Here is an 18,974-nt window from a genome sequence, read left to right as displayed (position 1 = left end):
ACCAGGCCGGGAACGCCACCGCCCGGAGCGGCGGTGGCCGGTCCGGGCGGTGGGAGGCGGGTCGGGTCAGAGGGCGGACATGGTCTGCCACTGGGACCACGGGACCTGCCAGTCGTACCAGTCGTACTGGGCGGGCAGCGTGGTGATCGAACCGGTGACCTCGACCGGGTCGCCGACCAGCGCGCTGTCGTAGTACGCCTTCGCGTCGGCCTCCAGCAGGTTGGCGCACCCGTGCGAGGTGTTCGCCCGGCCGATGTTGCCCGCGTTGTCGTTGTTCTCGTGGATGAACTCACCGTGGTTGGAGAAGCGGACCGCCCACTTCTTCAGCACGTTGGTGTAGCCGTAGCGCGGGTTGTCGAAGCTGAACTGCGGGTCCTTCTGCATCACCACGAACGTGCCGTTCGGGGTGGTCAGCTCGGGGTCGGCGTCCTTGCCGAACGACGCCGGGTAGGTGGCCACGGTCTGCCCGTCGCGCTGCACCACGAGCTGGTGCGACGGGGTGTCGATCTTCACGACCTGGTTGCGGCCGATGGTGAAGTCGCTCGTCACGTCGGCCTTGCCGAACGCGCCGCCGCCGTAGGGCACGCCGTACAGCTTGGCCTCGACGTGCACCTTGGTGTTCGCGGGCCAGTACGTCTCCGGGCGGTAGTGCACCTCGCGCGAGTTGAGCCACGCCCAACCGCCCTTGACGTTCGCCGAGTTCGTCACGGTCAACGCCTTCTCGGCGCTGGCGCGGTCGGTCACGTCCGCCTCGAACCGGACCATGATCGGCACGGCGACGCCGACGGTCTGGTCGTCGCCGGGGAACAGCGTGGCACGCACCTGCGACGCCGGGGTCAGCGTGGTGAACGCGCCCTTCAGCTCGACCTTCTTGCCGTCGGTGCCGGTCGCGGTGCCCTGGTAGGCGTAGCTCTTGCCGTAGCCGAGCGGTTCGGTGCTCGTCCACGTCTTCTTGTCGTCGGACACCTTGCCCTCGACGGGCTGTCCCTCCGGGTTGGTCAGCGCGACCTGGTCGATGGCGCCCTCCGCCACCGTGACCTGGACCGGTTGGTTCACCGGCACCTCGGTCGCGCCGTCGGCGGGCGCGGTGGTGAACTTCGCCACGGGCGGGCGGTCGCCGCCCTCCGCCTGGGGCGTGCCGGATCGCACCTCGGCGGAGCAGCCGGCGAGGAAAACCACACCGAGCAGCAGCGCTGCCAGTCTCTTGCGCACTTTCGACCTCCCGAACGAAGGACGTCCACCCGGGCTTTCGGTGCGAGTGTTCCGCATCACACACCTAGGATCGCCGTTGTGACCCGTCCTATCGCAGTCGTCACCGGAGCCAGCGCGGGTATCGGTGAGGCCACCGCCCGCAGGCTCGCCGCCGAGGGGTTCCACGTCGTGCTGGGCGCCCGACGGCTCGACCTGCTCCAGACTATCGCGGATGACATCGGGGGGACGGCCGTCGAGCTGGACGTGACCTCGCCCTCGTCGGTCGCGGCGTTCCTCGCGGCCGTGCCGGAAGCACGCGTGCTGGTCAACAACGCGGGTGGCGCGCGTGGCCTGGACCCGGTGCTGTCGGCCGACGAGGAGGACTGGCGCTGGATGTGGGAGACCAACGTCCTCGGCACGCTGCGCGTGACGAAGGGCCTGCTCCCGGCCTTGATCGCGTCCGGTGACGGCCACGTCGTCACGGTCACGTCGGTGGCCGCGTTCGAGGCGTACGACAACGGATCCGGCTACACGTCGGCGAAGCACGCGCAGTCCGCGCTGCACCGCACGCTGCGCGGCGAACTGCTGGGGCAGCCGGTCCGCGTGACGGAAGTCCTGCCCGGCATGGTGGAGACGGACTTCTCGGTGAACCGGTTCGCCGGCGACGCCGACCGCGCCGCCGCCGTGTACGCCGGTGTGGAGGCGCTCACGGCCGACGACGTGGCGGACGTCATCGCGTTCGCGGTGACCCGGCCGTCCCACGTGAACCTGGACCGCATCGAGCTGAAGCCGCGGGCGCAGGCGTCGGCGAGCCGGGTGCACCGGGGCTGACCGCCGGCGTCACGGCTCCACGGGCAGCAGGTCCACGTCGAGCTGGTCGAGGACGTTCGCGATGGGGTTGGCGAACGCCCGCGACCGGCTGCCGCCGCAGTACAGGCCGACCACGTGGTTCGCGTCGTCCAGCAGCACCGCGCCGGAATCACCGTGGTAGCCGAACGGCCCCTCCACGCGGATCTGGTCGCGCAGCGTCCGCACGCCCAGCCCGACCCCGAAGTCCAGCGTGATCGCCGCGTCGGTGGACGCCACCACGCCCTCGGTGAGCGCCGTCGTCCGGCCGCGCTTGCGCACGTGCTGCCCGACCCGCGCCTTGCCCGGCCCCGCAACGGTTCCGAGCCCCACCACCTCGGGCCGCGTGCGTGGTGTGGTGAGCAGGATCGCGGCGGCGTCCACGGTCCCGGACAGCGCCGCCCGCGCGAGCACGCCGATCCGGTCGCGGTACGGGTGCCCGCCGTCCACGCGGGACGGGTGGACCATCGGGTCGCCGACGGCCCACGCGTCGTCCACGCACGCGATGTGGAACGCCGTCAGCGCCATGGTCCGGCGCTTCCCGCGTGGTGTGACGAAAGCCCCCAGGGTGCCCGCCACCAGGTAGTCGTCGACCGCCGGCACGTCCGGCGGCACCAGCCGCACCGCCCGGCTCGGCCCGACGCCGATCCCGCCGAGCAGCAGCTCGTGCCGCTCCGCGCCGCTCACGCCCTCCGGCGAGGCGAGCGTGTGGTGCGGCAGGAACGTGTCCTCCACGACGTCCGTCGGCACGCCCAGCACGTCCGGCGGAATGGTGAACCGAGCGGCGGACCGCTTGCGCCGCACGTACACCACGATGGCGGGCACCCCGGTGCCGCGCCCGCCCACGACCTTCTCACCGATGTCGACGCCGACGACCCCGGGCCGCCCCAGGAAGTCGTCCTCGACCAGCCGCTTGATCGGCCTGACCACCGCGCGCCCGTCGCCTGCCATGACGACCTCCAACTACCTCTGACTCCATGAAACGCGCGCAGTGAAGTTTCGTCACACCCAGTCACCCGTTCGGCCGGTCGGGTCCGCTGGGCTCAGATCTCGCACCCCACCAGCACCGGCTCGGGCCGCAGCTCCACGCCGAACGCCGCGCGCACCCCGTCGCGCACTTCGCGCGCCAGGTCCAGCAGGTCCTCGGTGGACGCGCCGCCGCGGTTGGTCAGGGCCAGGGTGTGCTTGCCGGACAACGCGACCCGCCCGCCGGGACCCCGGTGGCCGCGGGTGAAGCCGGCGCGTTCGATCAGCCACGCGGCGGACAGCTTGCGCTGCCCCGGACCCGCCGGGTAGGTCGGCACGTCGACGTGCCTGCCGAGCCGTTCCGCGATCCGGATCAGGACACCGGTCAGCGTCGAGTCGTCCAGCACCGGGTTGGTGAAGAAGGAACCCGCGCTCCACGTGTCGTGGTCGGCCGCGTCGAGCACCATCCCCTTGCCGCGCCGCAGTTCCAGCACGGCCTGCCGCGCCGCGTCGGCGGGCACGCGGTCGCCGTGCGCGACGCCGAGGACGCGTGCCAGCTCGGCGTACCGGATGGGCGCGGACTGCCCGCCGGAGGTCAACGCGTACCGGGCACGCAGCACCACCGCGTGGTCCGTGCCCTTCAGCACACTCGTGCGGTAGGCCAGGCCCAGCGCCTCGGCGGGCCGCTGGTGCACGCGGCCCGTGCGGCGGTCCAGCAGGTCGACCGACGTGAGCACCTGCGCGACCTCCACGCCGTACGCGCCGACGTTCTGCACCGGTGTCGCGCCGACCTGGCCGGGTATGCCGGACAGGCACTCCAACCCGCCCAGGCCCTGCGACACGGCCTCGGCGACCACGGCGTCCCAGTCCTCGCCCGCCTCGACGGTCAGCTGCACGAGGCCGTCGCCGAGCGGGTCGAGCCGCCGGCCGCGGGTCGCCACCTGCACGGCGGTGCCCGGGAAACCGGCGTCGCCCACCACGAGGTTGGAGCCGCCGCCGAGCAGCAGGAGGGGTTCGCCCGCCACGTCGAGCGCGCGCACGGCGTCGACGAGTTCGGCGGAGGTGGTGGCGCGGACGAACCGCGCCGCGGGCCCACCGAGCCGCAGCGTGGTGCGCTCGGCCAGCGGCACGTGGGCACGCGCTCGGGCACTGGACAGCGGGGTGGTCACGACCGCCAACGGTAGCCTTCGCGCCATGGCACGCCGCATCGAGCACCAGACGACGTCCCCGCGGCCGGCGTCGGACGTGTACGCCGCCCTCGTCGACGAGACCTTCCTCCGGGACCGGCTCGCGGCCATGGGCGGGGCCGGCGCGGCGCTGGTGGCGTTCACCACCACCGGCGGCACGACGTCCTACCAGCTCAGGCAGGGCGTGCCGGCGGACAAGCTGCCGCAGGCGGTGCGCGGTGTGCTCGGTGGCGACCTGGTGGTCGACCGCGCCGAGAGCTGGACCGAGGCCGGGTTCACGGGCACCGTCGAGGTGGTGCTGACCGGCGTGCCGGGCCGCCTGGACGGCACGATCACGCTCGCCGACGCGCCCGGTGGTGGGAGCACCCTCACCCTCGCGGGTCAGGTCAAGGTGGGTGTCCCGCTGCTCGGCGGCAAGCTGGAGAAGATGGTCGCGGAGCAGGTGGCGCGGCTGCTGGACGAGGAGACCGGGTTCACCGCCGAATGGCTCGCGCGCCACGCCTAGCGGCCGGCCGGGCCCGCGCGCTCGGCCTGCCGACCAGGGGCACCACGAACCCGAACCGCCTCCGCCGGGTCGACCGGTGGGTGGCGCACGCGTGCGGCGACCTGCTGCGCGACACCGCCGACCCGCTGGTGGTCGACCTCGGCTACGGCTCGTCGCCGGTCACCACGGTCGAGCTGGCGGACCGCCTCCGACCGCTGCGCCCGGACCTGCGCGTGCTCGGCCTGGAGCTGGACCCGGAGCGGGTCGCGGCGGGCGCGGCCGTCGCCGACCCGCCCCGCCTGGAGTTCCGCCGCGGCGGTTTCGAGCTGGCCGGTCGCCGCCCGGTGCTGCTGCGCGCGTTCAACGTGCTGCGCCAGTACACCGAGGAGCAGGCGAACGAGGCGTGGACCACGATGCTCGGCCGGCTCGCGCCCGGTGGTGTGCTGGTGGAGGGCACGTGCGACGAGATCGGACGCCGCTGCGCGTGGGTCGCGCTGACCGCCGAGGACGGGCCGCGCACGTTGACCCTGTCCTGCCTGCCCGCCGACCTGGAGACGCCGGGTGATCTGGCGGAGCGCCTGCCGAAGGCGTTGATCCACCGCAACGTGCCGGGTGAGCGCGTGCACGCCCTGCTCGCCGAGTTGGACGCGTGCTGGGCGACGGCGGCGACGTTCGCGCCGTACGGCCCGCGTGCCCGGTGGGTGGAGGCGGCGGCGTTGCTGTCCGAGCGCTGGCCCGTCCTGGACGACCGGCGGCGGTGGCGGTTGGGCGAACTCACGGTGCCGTGGGACTCGGTGCGACCCTAGGGCGTGTCCTCAAACCGAAGCGCGACCCGCCCCCGCCGGCGCGGGAGGACAGCGCTCAGGCAGGGCTCCCTCGCCGCCTAGCGGCAGGGCGCCAACTATCAGGCAGGCTCCCTGAAAGTTTCGCGGGGCCGCAGCCTCCAGGACCCCCGCCGGCGCGGGAAAGACCGACCACATCCGGCGAGAACAAGCCCTAGGCTGGCCGAGTGCGGTACTTCCTCGACCAAGCGGATCTCCAGTACCGGGCGCTGCGGGCCGCCGCGACGGCCGCCGGGCCCGGTGCGCCGGTGCCCACCTGCCCCGGCTGGGACGTGCGTGACCTGGTGCGCCACCTGGCCTCCGTGCACTCGTGGGCGCTGGCCGCGTTGCGCACGCCACCCGACGGCGAACGCCCACCCGCCCCGGCGCCGCCCGACGGGTGGGACGACGTGCTGGCGTGGTGGGACGCCCGCTTCGCCGAGCTGCACGGCGCGCTCACCGCGGCCACGCCCGACACACCCGCGTGGACGTTCGTCGGACCACGCACCGCCGCCTTCTGGGCCCGGCGGCAGGCGCACGAGATCGCCATCCACCGCCTGGACGCCGAACACGCCCGCCCGGACACCGCGGTACCGGACCCGCTCTACGACCCGGAGTTCGCGGCCGACGGCGTGGACGAGTTCCTGACCCGGCTGGTGGTGCGCGCGACGCAGCGCAAGCCGGTCACCAGGGCCGGGCGGCTGCGGTGGCACGCCACCGACGTGGACCGGGTGTGGGAGCTGCACGTCACACCGGGCGAAGCACCCCGGGTCGTCCCGGCGGCGAACGGCGCGGACGTCACCGTGACGGGCACGGCGGACGCGTTGTACCGGGCCGCGTGGGGTCGGCCGAGCGGTGTGGACGTCGCCGGCGACAGGTCGCTGCTCGACGCGTTGCCCCGACCGTAGATACTCGTGGCCGTGCCCCAGCCTGAACGCCGCTACGTGATCACCTTCGGTTGCCCGGACCGCACCGGCATCGTGGCCCGGATCTCCTCGTTCCTGGCCGAGCACGGCGGTTGGATCGTGGAGGCGGCCTACCACACCGACCCGGCGACGAACTGGTTCTTCACCCGCCAGGAGGTGCGTGCCGACTCGCTGCCGTTCGGCGTGGACGAACTGCGGGCGCGGTTCGGGCTGGTGGCGCGCGAGCTGGGCGCGCAGGCCAACTGGCGGGTCACCGACACCGGCGAGCGGCGGCGGGTGGTGTTGCTGGTGTCCAAGGAGGGGCACTGCCTGTACGACCTGCTGGGCCGGGTCGCCTCGCGCGAGCTGGACGTGGACGTGCCCGCCGTGATCGGCAACCACGCCGACCTGGCGGACATCACGCGGGCGCACGGCATCCCGTTCCACCACGTGCCGTTCCCGGCCAACGACCCGGAGGGGCGGCTGGCGGCGTTCGCGCAGCTGCGGCAGCTCGTGGACGCGCACCGGCCGCACGCCGTGGTGCTGGCGCGCTTCATGCAGATCCTGCCGACCGAGCTGTGCGCGGACTGGGCGGGCCGGGCGTTGAACATCCACCACAGCTTCCTGCCGTCGTTCGTCGGCGCGCGGCCCTACCACCAGGCGCACGGGCGGGGCGTGAAGCTGGTCGGCGCGACGTGCCACTACGTGACGGCCGACCTGGACCAGGGCCCGATCGTCGAGCAGGACGTGATCCGGGTGGACCACGGCGACTCGATCCCGGACATGGTGCGCAAGGGCCGCGACATCGAGAAGGTGGTGCTGGCGCGTGGTCTGCGGTGGCACCTGGAGGACCGGGTGCTGGTGCACGGCAACCGGACCGTCATCTTCTAGCGCCGGACCACCCGGACGTCCGCCACCTCCAGCAGGCCGTCCAGCGGCACCCGGCCGGTGGTCTGGCGCGGGTCGACGGTGAGTCCGCCGCGGCGCACCGCGTCCAGCAGGTGCTCGGCCAGCGGCAGCACCATGTTGCGGCCCCAGCAGCGCTCGCGGACGTGGCCGAACGGGAGGTAGCCGGGCGCGTGGTCGGGGTCGAGCCCGCGCCAGCGCTCCGGCCGGAACCCGTCCGGGTCGTCCCACAGCGCCGGGTCGCGGTGGCTGAGCAGCGGCAGCAGCAGCACGTCGTCGGCCGCCCCGATCCGCCGGTCCACCGCGCCGAACTCCGGTGACGCGACGCGCAGGATGTTCCAGGACGGTGGCAGCAGGCGCAGCGCCTCGTCGATCAGGTGCCGGTTCGGGGTGTCGTCGTCGAACGGCGCACCGAGCCACAACGCGTTGGTGACGAGCGCCGCGACCGTGAAGCACACCGGCGCGGCAACCCGGCGGTACAGGTACATCGCGAACCGCCGGTCGGGGAAGTTGTCCGCGTCGAGCACCAGCGACGCGAGGTGGGACGTCGGGCCGGAGCCCGGTCGCCACAGCATCGCCGCGCCCGTGGTGACCGCGGCCCAGGTGATCTTCGGGGTGAGTTCGAGCCGGCGGTCCACGAGGACCCGGAACCGGCGGTGCTCCCGGCCGAACACCAGGTCCCGCAGGTAGTTGTGGGCCACGCCCGGCCACCGGCCGACCAGCGCGGCCGGGTCCGGTGTGGGCGGTGTGCCCAGCGCGGCGCGGACGTCGGCGCCGACGGCGCGCATGAGCGCGGCCGACTCGGCACGCGTGACGTGGCGGCCCAGCACGGGTTTGAACGTGGGCCGCTCCTCGGCGTTGGCGGGCCGGGCGCGCAGGAGCGCGTCCATCAGGTCGGGCCCCGCGACGCCGATGGTGTCCGGTTCGAGGCGGAACAGCGGTTCGCCCCGGTGCGCCCGGAAAAGCTCCGCGATGCGCGGCGCGAACACCGTCCGCCGGGTTTTCTCCCCGGTGCGTGCCATTTCGTCCCCCGTCCGGCCGGCCCGCGCCGCCGGTTTCCGCCGGCGGCGCGGGGATTCGGTGGAGATGTCCGTCAGAGCCAGCCGTACCAGGCGTACGCCTTCAGGCTCCGCCGCGGCATGACGCGCTTGACCAGACGCACGAGCGACATGGCCTTCCCCTTTCCTCGAACGGGCGGGAATGGTGCTCTCCCAGTGTTAGTTCCGGGCCGACGACGCGGTCAAGGAACCCGTCCCGTTCGGGCAACGGACCCGTCCCGATCCCCGCACGGCACACCGCATCCCCGCCACACCACCGGAACCTCGACCACACCCGCGATCAACGCGCCCGGCCGGGAGCGCCGCCCGAACACCCCCGCAGCGCGCCGCCGGCCCAGCGCGAGCACCGCCGAAGCACCGCCCACAGCGCCCCGAAGCCTCCGACCGGTGCCGCCGGAGCGCTGCGCGAGCGCCCCCGGAGCACCGCCGAAGCACCGACCGCGTCGACGTAGGCTTCGCCCGTGCGCACCGAGATCACGGACCCGGAGCAGTTCCGCGCCGCCACCGACCTGCGTGGCGCGGTCCTCGTCGGACTCGACCTGAGCGGCGAGGAGTTGCGGGTGCCGTTGGACGGCGCGGTGTTCCTCGGGTGCGCCCTCTCGGCCACCGGGCAGCGCCGCGCGGACGCGGCGGGCGCGTTGGTGTTCCCCAACATCCCCGACGTCCCCTACCGGGTGTACCGGTCGTCGCTCTACACCCCGGCGGAGCTGTTCGCGGGGTTCGACCCCGCCCGGCCCGCGTCGTACGCGGACACCCCGGACGCCCGGATCTACCGGCACACCAGGCAGCAGGGCCACCACCCGGACCCGCTGCACGCGCTGGCCGAGCGGCTGCACGACCACGCGATCACCGAAGCCCTGGCCGAGGTGCTGACCGGCACGCCGGTCGCCGTCATGGGCGGGCACGCGCTGGGCCGCGACACCGCGGGCTACCGGCGGGCCGTCGAGCTGGGCGCGGCCCTGGGCGACGCGGGGTTCACCGTGCTCACCGGCGGCGGTCCGGGTGCGATGGAGGCGGTGCCGCTGGGCGTGCGGGTCGGGGTGGACCGGGAGGTGCTGCGCGACGTCGCGCGGGTGCCCGCGTTCGGCCACGACGCCGAGTCCGTCGGCCGGTGGCTCGCGGCGTTCCCCGCCGACCTGCCCGGTTTCGACAAGCCGCGCACGATCGGCATCCCCACCTGGTTCTACGGCCACGAGCCGCCGAACCCGGCGTGCGAGCGGCACGCCAAGTATTTCGCCAACTCGGTCCGCGAGGACGGCCTGCTCACCGTCGCCACGGGCGGCATCGTCTACACGCCGGGCAGCGCGGGCACCGTGCAGGAGGTGTTCCAGGACTACACCCAGAACCACTACGGCTCGGTCGGTCCGGCCGCGCCGATGGTGTTCCTGGGCACCGACTTCTGGGTGGACGAGGTGCCCGCCGCGCCGCTGGTGCGCCGCCTGGCGCGTGGCCGCGAGGCGGAGCGCTGGATCCTGGTCACCGACGACGTCGCCGAGGCCGTGGCGTTCCTCGGCGACTACGCGCGCACGACGGCCTGATCAGCCGATCGCGCGGCCGAGGCCGTCGAGCACCTCCGCGCCGGGCAGCTTCGCCAGCACGGCGCCGGGCACCAGCAGCTTGCTGCCCCGGACACCGCTGCCGATCACCAGCTCCGGCGCGGCGGCGACCTCGGGCGCGAGCAGCACCGGCCAGTCGGCGGGCAGCCCGATCGGCGTGATGCCGCCGTACTCCATGCCGGTGCGGGCGACGGCCTCGTCCATCGGCGCGAACGACGCGCGCCGCGCCTCCAGCCGCTTGCGCACCACGCCGTTCACGTCGGCGCGGGTGGTGGCCAGCACGACGCACGCCGCGTACCGCACCGCGTCACCCCGCTTGCCGGCGACGATCACGCAGTTCGCGGACGCCTCCACCGGCACGCCGTAATGCGCGCAGAACTCCGCCGTGTCGGCGAGCGCGGCGTCGATCTCCACGACGGAGACCCGGTCGGCGTCGGTGAGGGCGCCCAGCGCGGCGGCGACCGGTGGGGGCACCAGGTCGAGCCGGTCGGCGGCGGGCACGGGGCGCAGGGTTCCGGCGATGGTCCACACGCCGCACATCCTGCCGGCTCGCCTTGACGTTGACGTCACGTCAACCCCTAGCGTGGTCGGCACGAGGAGGTGACGGGGCATGGCCTGGTCGATCGCGCAGGTCGCGCGGATGTCCAAGGTGACGTCGCGGACGCTGCGGCACTACGACGCCATCGGCCTGCTGCCGCCCGCGTGGATCGGCGGCAACGGCTACCGCTACTACGAGCGGGAGCAGCTGTTGCGGCTCCAGCGGATCCTGCTGCTGCGCGACCTCGGCCTGGACCTGGACACGGTGGCCCGCGTCCTGGACGGCCGGCGGCGCGAGGTGGACGTGCTGCGCAACCACGAGCGGTGGCTGCGGGCGGAGCGGGAGCGGCTGGACGTGCTGGCGGAAACCGTCGCCCGGACCGTTCGGGAACTGGAGGGAGGTGAGCAGGGGATGCGGGTCGAGGAGTTGTTCGACGGCTTCGACGCCGACCGGCAGGCGCGGTACGAGGACGAACTCGTGCAGCGCTACGGCGAGGGCGTGCGTGAGCACGTCGCGGAGAGCAAGCGCCGGATGAGCGGGTGGACGAAGCCGGACGCCGAGGAGTTCATGGCGGAGTGGCACGCGGTCGCCGAGGCGATGGGCGCGTTGTTCGACGCGGGTGTCGCGCCGGGCGCGCCGGAGGCGCTGGACGTGACCGAGCGGCACTACCGGTGGATCTGCCGGAGCTGGACCCCAGACCGCGAGTCGTACACGGGCCTGGGCCGGCTGTACGTGGACGCACCGGACTTCAAGGTGCAGTTCGACGCCCACGCCGAGGGCTTGGCGGAGTGGGTTCGCGACGCCATCGCGGCCTACGCGGACGCGCGGCTGTGAAACCCGCGGGGAGGTGCACATCCCCGCGGGCCCACCCGGGCTACAGCCCGAACGCCTTGAGCGCCTCGCGGTTGAACGCGGGCAGGTCGTCGGGGTTGCGGCTGGTCACCAGGGTCCAACCGTGGTGGTCGCAGGTGCGCACCTCCACGTCCGCCCAGTCGCCGCCCGCGTTGCGGATGTCGGTGGCGAGGCTCGGGAACGAGGTCAGCATCTTGCCCCGCACCACGTCGGCCTCCACCAGCAGCCACGGGCCGTGGCAGATGGAGGCGACCGGCTTGCCGGCCGCGACGTGCGCCTTCACGAACGCCACCGCGTCGCGGTCCATGCGCAGGAAGTCGGCGTTCGCCACACCGCCCGGGATGACGATCCCGTCGTAGTCGGCCGGGTCCGCGTGCGCGAACGGCACGTCCACGTCGAACTTGTCGGCGGGTGTCAGGTGGTCGAACCCCTGCACCTGCCCGAGCTTCGGCGCGAGCAGCCTGGGGACCGCGCCCGCCTTCTCGACGTGCTGCCAGGGGTCGGTCAGCTCGACCTGCTCGATCCCCTCCGTGTCGACCAGGAATGCGATCTTCTTCTGTTCGGCCATGCACCTCGGCTACCCGCCGAGGAAATCGCCCAACCACCGACGCACGTCACCCCGATGGGTCAACCAGGACGGCACCAGCTCCAGCCGGCCCGCGGGCAGCGCGGCAGCCGCGGCCTCGGCCACCTCGCGCGGGTGCAGCGGGTCCCGCGTCGCGCCCACCACCAGCACCGGCACGCGCACGGCCCGGAGCAGCGCCCGGTCGGGCACCGCGACCTGGCCGGGCAGCTCGGCGAGCGCGCCACCCAACCGGTCGAACGCCCGCCGCCGCTGCTCCTGGTACTCGGGCGGGCCGCCGACGACGTTGATCGCGTACTCGCGGGCGAGCAGCCGGCGCGGCTCGTCCAGCACGGCCGGCAGCAGCAGGGCGACCCGCTCGAACGCGTCCGGCTCCTCGGCGAGCAGCGCCAGCAGCGCGCCCGCCGTCAGCGACACGCCGACGGCCTGCGTCGCGCCCACCTCGCGGGCGACCCGGCGCAGGTCGGCGGCGATCCGGCGGTAGGTCCAGTACCCGGCGGGCGCGTCCGGCTCGTCGCCGTGCGACGGCAGCGTGACGACGACCTTGGTGCCGCGCAGGCCGGTGGTCGGCAGGCGCATCTCGCCGGGTGTCGCGCCCAGGCCGTGCCCGACGAGGGTGACCGGTGTGCCCGAGCCGTAGGCCCGGTGCGTCACCAACGCGGGCCGCGCTGCACTTCGATCAGCCGCGGGCGCACGTCCACCAGGTAGACCAGCACGGCGACCAGGCCGGCCAACCAGAACATCGCGCCGGGGCCGTTGAGGCTGAACAGCAGCAGCGCGAACGCGCCGCCGCCGGTGATGCCGAGCCACGCGGGCTTGGTGAGCCGTTCGGCCGCGGTGTAGGCGTCCGCGCGCTGGGTGAGGGCGTGGACGAACGCGAAAACGCCCAGGATCAGCCCGGCGTAGTACGCCAGGAGCATGATCCACGCGTCGAGGAAGATCAGGTCCAGGGCCGGGAACTGGAAGGGGGACACGCGCCCAGCCTACGTGCGGTGCGCGCCCGGGGTACAGCCGAAACGGGACGTCCCGGGCAGGACGCCCCGTGGCGGTGCGCTCACTCGGCGGGGTCGGCCGGCTTCTTCGCGGCCGTCGGCCGCGGTGCGGCGGGCTTGCGCGTGGTCGGCGCGGACCGGGCCGCCGACGTGCGGTTCGCGGCCTTGCGGCTGGTGCTGCGGACCTCGTGCGCCACGTCGTCGCCGGCCTCGGAGACGGTCTCGGCCAGCCGGTCGCTCGCCCGGTCCACCTCGTGCGCGACCTTCTCGCCCACCGAGCGGGTGCGGCGGCTCACCTTGCCGAGCACGTCGTCGGCGAGGTCGCGGGCGTCCGAGGCGGCGGCCTCGGTGCGCTTCTGCGCGGTCTCGACGGCCTCCTCCACCTGGCTGAGCGCCTTCTGGAGCTGCGGCTGGCTCTTGAGCCGGTCCAACGCCTCCTGGCCGTGCTCGGCGAGGTACTGGTAGAGGTTCAGCGCGGACTGGGTGTAGGCGTCCACGACCTTGCGCAGCTCGGCCGGGTCGAACCGCTCCTTGAGGTCCTTGAGGTCGGTCGACTCGGCGGCGGTCCGGGCCGCCTCCGCGCGCTCCCTGGTCTTGTTCAGCGCGTCGACCACGGCCTTCGCGGCCAGGTCGCCCGCGCCGAGGGCGGCGAGCAGCGGCGTGCGCGCGGCGGCGACGACCTGCTCGCCCGCCTTGCGCAGCTCTTCGGTGCTGGGGAGGTTCGGCATGTGGCTCACTCCTCGGGCTTGGTTGTGGTGGCGGCGTTCTCCCGCCGGAACGACTCGTAGACGTCGAGCAGCACCTGCTTCTGCCGCTCGGTGAGGTCCGGTGCGGTGGCGATGGCGCCCGCCAGGGCGCCGCCCTCCCGCTGCTCCAAAATCCCGGCCTCGACGTACAGCGCCTCGGCCGAGATCCGCAGCCCCTTGGCGATCTGTTGCAGGATCTCCGCGCTGGGCTTGCGCAGACCGCGTTCGATCTGGCTCAGGTAGGGGTTGGACACCCCCGCGAGCTTCGCGAGCTGGCGCAGCGAGATCTTGGCCGTGCTGCGTTGCTGGCGGATGTACTCGCCGATGTCGCGACCGAGGTCGGCCACCGCCCGGTCGAGCGATTTCCGCCCGCCGGTCTCCTGCTCCGCCGGCTCGTCCACCACCGCGACACCTCCTCGGTCACCACCGACCGTACGCGCGGGTGCTAGCTCCTGCAAGCGCTCTGCTAGCAGTCCGGACGTGGGCTCGCGCACAGGTCTACCGTGGGGTGGTGGTGTACCACGCCGACCGCGCCGCGCACCTCCGCGAGGACCTGGTGGCCACGCTGGTGCAGGCCGGCGTGCTCGCCGAAGGGCCGTGGGCGGAGGCGTTTCGGCAGGTGCCGCGCCACGTCTTCGTGCCCCGGCTGTTCGTGCCCGCCCCGCGGGGCGGCTGGGTGGCGGTGGGTGCCGACCACCCGGACTTCCTGTCGCTGGTCTACCGCGACGACGTGTGCGTGACCCAGCTCAACGGCTCCGAGGCCGCCTGGGAGCAAGCAGCCGCGGACGGTGTCGTGCACGGGGTGCCCACCAGTTCGTCCAGTATGCCGACGATCATGGCCGTGATGCTCGCCGCGCTGGACGCCCGGCCGGGCGACACCGTCCTGGAGATCGGCACCGGCACCGGCTACAACGCGGCGCTGCTCGCCCACGTGCTCGGCGACGGCGCGGTGACCTCCGTCGACGTGGACCCCGACGTGCACGCCCGCGCCGTGCGGGCGCTGGCCGAGGTGGGCCGCCACCCGCGCTGCGTGGTCGGCGACGGCGAGCGCGGCGTGCCGGAGCACGCGCCGTACCGCCGGGTCCTGGGCACGTGCGCGGTGTCCCGCCTCCCGCCCGCGTGGCCGGCGCAGGCCGAGCCGGGCGGTGTCGTGGTGACCACGCTCAACCGCCCGCTCGGCGCGGGGTTGCTGCGGCTGGTGGTGCGGGACGGCGCGGCGACCGGCCGGGTGCTGCGGGAGGACGGCCGGTTCATGCCGCTGCGCGCGCACCGGCAGGCGTGGGCGGACGAGGCGTTGCACCGGGCCCGGCGCGCGCCCGCCGCGATCACGCGACCCACCCCGCTGCCCGCGCGCACCGCGTTGGACCCGCTGTCCGGGTTCGAGTTCTTCGCCGGTCTCGCGTTGCCGGGCGTGGCCGTGGGCCTGGACCCGGTGCGGCTGGTCCACCCGGACGGCTCGTGGGTGCGGCACCGGGGCGCGGTGGTGGACGAGGGCGGGCCGCGCCGGCTGTGGGCGCTCGCCGAGGACGCCCACCGCCGGTGGCGCTCGCTGGGCCGCCCGCGCCGGCACCGGTTCGCGTTCACCGCCACGGCCGCGCGCCAGTGGTTCGCCCTGGACGGCTCGGAGCTGACGTGGGACCTGTGACCGGTCAGTCGAACAGCTCCTCCAGGAAGCTGCGTCGGCGGCGGTGCGGCGGGTACGGCTGTTGCGGGTAGGACTGCGGCGGGTACGGCTGCGGGTACGTCCCGGTGCCGGGCGGCGGCTGGTAGGGCGGCGGCGAACCCGGGTGGGCCGGCTCGTGCGGCCCCGTGTGCGGCACCGCGTGCGGTCCGGTGTGCGGCGTGGACGGTGACGCGGGCGGCGGCTGGTACGGCGGCGGCGCACCGGACTCCGCGGCGGGCGGCGCGTACGGCTGCGGCGCGCCCGGCTCCGCCGCGGGCGGTGCGTACGGCGGCGAACCCGGCTCCGCGACCGGCGGTGCGTACGGGGCGGCTGGTTGCGCGTAGTGCGCGTGCTCGGCCGCGATGATCTGTTCCAGCTCGCCGCCGTCCAGGAACACGCCCTTGCAGTTGTCGCACTGCTCGATGTGGACCGCGCCGCGGGTGATGGTGCGCATCAGGTCCTGGCACTTGGGGCAGATCACGTACCCGAGCGTACGCACGACACAAGGGTGACCATGCCAGCACCAACGGTGACTGGTGGGTCATGATGCCTCCGTGTCCCGATTTCGCCAGCGCGCCGTGCTCCTCGGCTGTGTCCTGACCGCCCTCCTCGCGGCGGCCGGGTTGTTCGTCACGGACTACGGCATCGAGCCCGCCCTGTGGCTGTCCGCGCTCGCGGTGGGCTTCCTCGCCTACCTCGCCGCGTTCGACCCCTGGTTGCAGCGCAAGCGCGCCGCCGGCCTCGCCACGGACGCCGCCCTCGACGCGGCCGTGCGCGAGCTGGCCACGTCGTTGCGCGCGCAGTGGGTGGACGAGTGCCGCGCCCGCGGCCTCGACGACGGCGCGCTGGCCGTGCACTGGAGTTCCGAGCAGGGCAGACCGGGTCGCGGCGACGCCGTCGTGGGCGCGTTCGAGCGACACCCGCGCATGGTGTTCCTCGGCGAGCCGGGCGCGGGCAAGAGCACCATCGCGATGCTGCTCACCCTCGGCCTGCTGGACCGGCACGAGAACGGCCCGGTGCCGCTGCTGCTGTCGCTGTCCACGTGGGACCCGGACCGCGAGGACGTCCGCACGTGGCTGACCCGCCGGCTGTACGAGGAGCACCCGGCGCTGCGCAACACCGAGCTGTACGGCAGCTACGCCGGTGAGCTGCTGGTCGAGCAGCGCCGCGTGCTGCCCGTGCTGGACGGGCTGGACCGCATCGCCGCCACCAAGCGCGCGGACGCGCTGGGCGGGATCAACCGCGCGTTCCCGGTGTCCGCGCAGCTGGTGCTGACCAGCCGCTCGGACGCGTTCGCCGACGCGGGCGTCCCGGTCGCGGGCGCGGACGTGGTGACGCTGCACCCGCTGGACCACGAGGAGGTCGCGGGCTACCTGCGCGCGCACAGCGACCCGGTGACCGCGGCCCGCTGGGAGCCGATCTTCCTGCACCTGCGTGCGGAACCGGACGACCGGCTGGCCGAGGCGCTGTCCACACCGCTCGCCGTGGGCCTCGCGAGCGTGGTGTACGCGGACGGCGAGCCGAGCGAACTGCTCGACCGCGCCCGGTTCCCGGACCGGGCGTCGATCGAGGCGCACCTGGTGGACGCCCTGGTCGCGGGCGCGTTCGGCGACCGCGAGGCGGCGCGGATGGCTCGCGCGAGCCAGGTGTGGCCGAGCGACCGCGCCCGGCGGTGGCTGGTGTTCCTGGCGACGGAGCTGCGGTCGCGCGGCGTCACCGACCTGGCGTGGTGGGAGCTGCGGCGGTCGGTGAACAGCCGGTGGCTCGCGGTGCTCGGCGCGCTCGCCCTCGGCGTGGTCGGCGGTTTCGGCGTCGGCTGGCTGATGGCGTACGCCGGCACGCCGAAGCTCGCGCCCACCACCGGCCTCGTGGCGGGCGTCGCGATCGCCGCCGCCGCCCTGCACGCGGCCCGGGACCGCGCGCCCCGGCCGAAGCTCGGCGCGTGGCGCAGCCTGGTGCTGGTCAGCGGCGTGCTGGGCACGGCGGTCGGCCTGGTGTTCGGCGCGTTGTACGGGTTGGCCGCGGGCCTGGTGGTCGGGCTCGGCCTGGCCGTCGCGGTCGCGTTGCGGTTCGCGCTGGGCAGCAGCGCCGAGCTGAGCCGCCCCACCAGTCCGAAGTGGACGATGGCGCGGGACCGGATCGCGGTGTGGACGGGCTCGCTGGTGCCGGGTGTGGTGTTCGGCGCGGCGGCGGGCCTGGTGTTCGGGCCGAACCGGACCGGCATGGTCGGGCTCGGCCTCGCCTGCGGGCTGATGGTCGGCTTCGCGCTGTCCGCGCTGCACCTGCGCTGGTGGTGGTTCACCGTGGCGCGGGTGTGGCTGGCGCTGCGCGGCAAGCTGCCGTGGGAGCTGACGGTGTTCCTGGAGGACGCCCGCCGGCTCGGCGTGCTGCGGCAGGCGGGCGCGAGCTACCAGTTCCGGCACGTGCTGGTGCAGGAGCGGCTGGCGGGCACGCCGGTCGCGGTGCGGTCAGACGCGTAGCCCCCGCAGCCGGCGGACCGCCTCGTCCAGCACCTCGTCCCGCTTGCAGAACGCGAACCGCACCAGGTGCCGCCACTGGTCGGGGTGGTCGGTGAACACCTGCACGGGCACGCCCGCCACCCCGATCCGCCCCGGCAGCTCCCGGCACAGCTCCGCGCCGTCGGTGAAGCCGAGCGGGCGGACGTCGGCGGTGATGAAGTACGTGCCCTCGCTCGGCCGCACCGCGAACCCGGCGTCGGTCAGCCCCTCCGCCAGCCGCGACCGCTTGTCCTGCAACGACGACCGCAGCCGGGCCACCCAGTCCAGCTCGTGCCGCAGGGCGTGCGCCACGGCCGGCTGGAACGGCGCGCCGCCGACGAACGTGAGGAACTGCTTGGCCGCCCGCACCGCCGACACCAGCCCGGCGGGCCCGCACGCCCAACCGATCTTCCAGCCGGTGCAGTTGAACGTCTTGCCCGCGCCGGAGATCGTCACGGTCCGCTCGGCCATGCCGGGCAGCGTCGCCAGCGGCACGTGCTCGTGGTCGTCGAACACCAGGTGCTCGTACACCTCGTCGGTGATGGCGACCAGGTCGTGCTCGACGCACAGCCGGGCGACCTCGGTCAGCTCGGCGCGGTTGAGCACGGTGCCGGTCGGGTTGTGGGGCGAGTTCAGCAGCAGCGCCCTGGTCCGCGGGCCGACCGCCGCCCGCAGCGCCGCCACGTCCAGGCCGAGCCGGCCGGTGCCGGGCTCCTCGACCAGGCCCACCGCGCGGCGCGTCGCGCCGGCCAGCGCCACGGACGCCGCGTACGAGTCGTAGTAGGGCTCGATCAGCACCACCTCGTCGCCCGGCTCGACCAGGGCCAGCAGGCTCGCCGCGATCGCCTCCGTGGCGCCGACCGTGACCAGGACCTCGGTCTCCGGGTCGTAGCGGGTCCCGAACCGGGCGCGGTGCTCGGCGATCGCCTCCCGCAGGACCGGCATCCCCGGACCCGGCGGGTACTGGTTCAGGCCGCCGTCGATGGACTCCTTGGCGACCGCGAGCATCCCGGCGGGCCCGTCCGTGTCGGGGAAGCCCTGGCCGAGGTTCACCGCCCCGGTGCGGGTCGCCAACGCGGTCATCTCCGCGAAGATCGTCGAGGTGAACGGCCGCATCCTGGTGACAAGCGCTGGTTCCCGCACAAGGTCGAATCTTCACGGACAATGGCGCCGTGGAGCAAC

The 18,974-nt window shown here is 74.1% G+C and carries 22 protein-coding genes; 9 read left to right on the top strand and 13 right to left on the bottom strand.

Annotated features, from left to right (window positions below; all coding sequences use genetic code 11):
- Window positions 1-66: 66 nt before the first annotated feature.
- Window positions 67-1,212, bottom strand: a complete 1,146-nt coding sequence (locus tag KZQ38_RS01500; RefSeq protein WP_219437605.1) for a L,D-transpeptidase — start codon at window positions 1,210-1,212, stop codon at window positions 67-69.
- A gap of 78 nt (window positions 1,213-1,290) precedes the next feature.
- Here KZQ38_RS01500 and KZQ38_RS01495 point away from each other — a divergent pair, with 78 nt between their 5' ends.
- On the top strand, window positions 1,291-2,022 hold the full coding sequence (locus KZQ38_RS01495; protein WP_219437604.1) for an SDR family NAD(P)-dependent oxidoreductase: 732 nt from the start codon (window positions 1,291-1,293) through the stop codon (window positions 2,020-2,022).
- Window positions 2,023-2,031: 9 nt separating this feature from the next.
- Here the strand turns inward: KZQ38_RS01495 and KZQ38_RS01490 are convergent, their stop codons facing one another.
- Window positions 2,032-2,988, bottom strand: coding sequence for a chymotrypsin family serine protease (locus KZQ38_RS01490; RefSeq protein ID WP_219437602.1), 957 nt, complete (start codon window positions 2,986-2,988; stop codon window positions 2,032-2,034).
- Window positions 2,989-3,080: 92 nt separating this feature from the next.
- Window positions 3,081-4,211 (bottom strand): UDP-N-acetylmuramate dehydrogenase, encoded by a 1,131-nt coding sequence (locus tag KZQ38_RS01485; protein ID WP_257900561.1) that lies wholly within the window; start codon window positions 4,209-4,211, stop codon window positions 3,081-3,083.
- Here KZQ38_RS01485 and KZQ38_RS01480 point away from each other — a divergent pair.
- The 4 genes from KZQ38_RS01480 to purU all read left to right on the top strand — a co-directional run bounded on the left by KZQ38_RS01480 (window position 4,198) and on the right by purU (window position 7,291).
- Window positions 4,198-4,695 carry a DUF2505 domain-containing protein gene (locus tag KZQ38_RS01480; RefSeq protein ID WP_219437600.1) on the top strand — a complete coding sequence of 166 codons (498 nt, stop codon included), beginning with the start codon at window positions 4,198-4,200 and terminating at the stop codon, window positions 4,693-4,695. The two genes, KZQ38_RS01485 and KZQ38_RS01480, sit on opposite strands and share 14 nt — an antisense overlap.
- Entirely contained in the window at window positions 4,674-5,480 is an 807-nt protein-coding gene (locus tag KZQ38_RS01475) for a class I SAM-dependent methyltransferase (RefSeq protein ID WP_219437598.1), read from the top strand. Before KZQ38_RS01480 ends, KZQ38_RS01475 begins: the two co-directional genes overlap by 22 nt.
- Before the next feature lie 203 nt (window positions 5,481-5,683).
- Complete coding sequence (locus KZQ38_RS01470; RefSeq protein ID WP_219437596.1) at window positions 5,684-6,403, top strand: maleylpyruvate isomerase family mycothiol-dependent enzyme; 720 nt, start codon at window positions 5,684-5,686, stop codon at window positions 6,401-6,403.
- Between the two features lie 12 nt (window positions 6,404-6,415).
- A complete protein-coding gene (gene purU / locus KZQ38_RS01465) occupies window positions 6,416-7,291 on the top strand; it encodes a formyltetrahydrofolate deformylase (protein WP_219437594.1) in 876 nt (291 codons plus the stop codon).
- Here the strand turns inward: purU and KZQ38_RS01460 are convergent.
- Entirely contained in the window at window positions 7,288-8,328 is a 1,041-nt protein-coding gene (locus tag KZQ38_RS01460; RefSeq protein WP_219437592.1) for a cytochrome P450, read from the bottom strand. The two genes, purU and KZQ38_RS01460, sit on opposite strands and share 4 nt — an antisense overlap.
- 71 nt (window positions 8,329-8,399) lie before the next feature.
- Window positions 8,400-8,477, bottom strand: coding sequence for a tryptorubin family RiPP precursor (locus KZQ38_RS37435; protein ID WP_219439253.1), 78 nt, complete (start codon window positions 8,475-8,477; stop codon window positions 8,400-8,402).
- Between the two features lie 348 nt (window positions 8,478-8,825).
- On the opposite strand from KZQ38_RS37435, the gene KZQ38_RS01450 reads away from it, so the two are divergent.
- Window positions 8,826-9,902 (top strand): LOG family protein, encoded by a 1,077-nt coding sequence (locus KZQ38_RS01450; RefSeq protein ID WP_219437590.1) that lies wholly within the window; start codon window positions 8,826-8,828, stop codon window positions 9,900-9,902.
- Here the strand turns inward: KZQ38_RS01450 and KZQ38_RS01445 are convergent, their stop codons facing one another.
- The gene (locus KZQ38_RS01445) at window positions 9,903-10,451 is read right to left on the bottom strand and encodes a YbaK/EbsC family protein (protein ID WP_372452197.1); all 549 of its coding nucleotides are present in this window, start codon (window positions 10,449-10,451) and stop codon (window positions 9,903-9,905) included. It lies immediately after the preceding gene.
- A 79-nt stretch (window positions 10,452-10,530) separates the two neighbouring features.
- Here KZQ38_RS01445 and KZQ38_RS01440 point away from each other — a divergent pair, with 79 nt between their 5' ends.
- Window positions 10,531-11,292: a MerR family transcriptional regulator gene (locus KZQ38_RS01440; protein WP_219437586.1), complete on the top strand. Its 762-nt coding sequence runs from the start codon at window positions 10,531-10,533 to the stop codon at window positions 11,290-11,292.
- Between the two features lie 40 nt (window positions 11,293-11,332).
- Here KZQ38_RS01440 and KZQ38_RS01435 read toward each other — a convergent pair whose 3' ends face one another.
- The 5 genes from KZQ38_RS01435 to KZQ38_RS01415 all read right to left on the bottom strand — a co-directional run bounded on the left by KZQ38_RS01435 (window position 11,333) and on the right by KZQ38_RS01415 (window position 14,035).
- Window positions 11,333-11,878 carry a type 1 glutamine amidotransferase domain-containing protein gene (locus KZQ38_RS01435; RefSeq protein WP_219437584.1) on the bottom strand — a complete coding sequence of 182 codons (546 nt, stop codon included), beginning with the start codon at window positions 11,876-11,878 and terminating at the stop codon, window positions 11,333-11,335.
- A 9-nt stretch (window positions 11,879-11,887) separates the two neighbouring features.
- Window positions 11,888-12,547 carry an alpha/beta fold hydrolase gene (locus KZQ38_RS01430; protein WP_219437582.1) on the bottom strand — a complete coding sequence of 220 codons (660 nt, stop codon included), beginning with the start codon at window positions 12,545-12,547 and terminating at the stop codon, window positions 11,888-11,890.
- The gene (locus tag KZQ38_RS01425) at window positions 12,544-12,837 is read right to left on the bottom strand and encodes a DUF2516 family protein (protein WP_257900687.1); all 294 of its coding nucleotides are present in this window, start codon (window positions 12,835-12,837) and stop codon (window positions 12,544-12,546) included. The genes KZQ38_RS01430 and KZQ38_RS01425 overlap by 4 nt, the downstream gene beginning before the upstream one ends.
- A gap of 110 nt (window positions 12,838-12,947) precedes the next feature.
- Complete coding sequence (locus KZQ38_RS01420; protein ID WP_219437580.1) at window positions 12,948-13,613, bottom strand: hypothetical protein; 666 nt, start codon at window positions 13,611-13,613, stop codon at window positions 12,948-12,950.
- Window positions 13,614-13,618: 5 nt separating this feature from the next.
- The gene (locus KZQ38_RS01415) at window positions 13,619-14,035 is read right to left on the bottom strand and encodes a helix-turn-helix domain-containing protein (RefSeq protein WP_308258194.1); all 417 of its coding nucleotides are present in this window, start codon (window positions 14,033-14,035) and stop codon (window positions 13,619-13,621) included.
- Between the two features lie 107 nt (window positions 14,036-14,142).
- On the opposite strand from KZQ38_RS01415, the gene KZQ38_RS01410 reads away from it, so the two are divergent.
- Window positions 14,143-15,276 carry a methyltransferase domain-containing protein gene (locus KZQ38_RS01410; protein ID WP_308258193.1) on the top strand — a complete coding sequence of 378 codons (1,134 nt, stop codon included), beginning with the start codon at window positions 14,143-14,145 and terminating at the stop codon, window positions 15,274-15,276.
- A gap of 4 nt (window positions 15,277-15,280) precedes the next feature.
- On the opposite strand, the gene KZQ38_RS36870 is transcribed toward KZQ38_RS01410, so the two are convergent.
- The gene (locus KZQ38_RS36870; RefSeq protein ID WP_308258192.1) at window positions 15,281-15,793 is read right to left on the bottom strand and encodes a TFIIB-type zinc ribbon-containing protein; all 513 of its coding nucleotides are present in this window, start codon (window positions 15,791-15,793) and stop codon (window positions 15,281-15,283) included.
- A gap of 55 nt (window positions 15,794-15,848) precedes the next feature.
- On the opposite strand from KZQ38_RS36870, the gene KZQ38_RS01400 reads away from it, so the two are divergent.
- Window positions 15,849-17,774 carry an NACHT domain-containing protein gene (locus KZQ38_RS01400; RefSeq protein ID WP_308258191.1) on the top strand — a complete coding sequence of 642 codons (1,926 nt, stop codon included), beginning with the start codon at window positions 15,849-15,851 and terminating at the stop codon, window positions 17,772-17,774.
- On the opposite strand, the gene KZQ38_RS01395 is transcribed toward KZQ38_RS01400, so the two are convergent.
- Window positions 17,763-18,935: a pyridoxal phosphate-dependent aminotransferase gene (locus tag KZQ38_RS01395; RefSeq protein WP_219437575.1), complete on the bottom strand. Its 1,173-nt coding sequence runs from the start codon at window positions 18,933-18,935 to the stop codon at window positions 17,763-17,765. The two genes, KZQ38_RS01400 and KZQ38_RS01395, sit on opposite strands and share 12 nt — an antisense overlap.
- Between the last annotated feature and the right edge of the window lie 39 nt (window positions 18,936-18,974).

Source organism: Saccharothrix obliqua (genome assembly GCF_019375475.1).
GTDB lineage: Bacteria > Actinomycetota > Actinomycetes > Mycobacteriales > Pseudonocardiaceae > Actinosynnema > Actinosynnema obliqua.
Note: the sequence above shows the minus strand (reverse complement) of the source record. Positions and strands in the feature narration are given on the sequence as shown.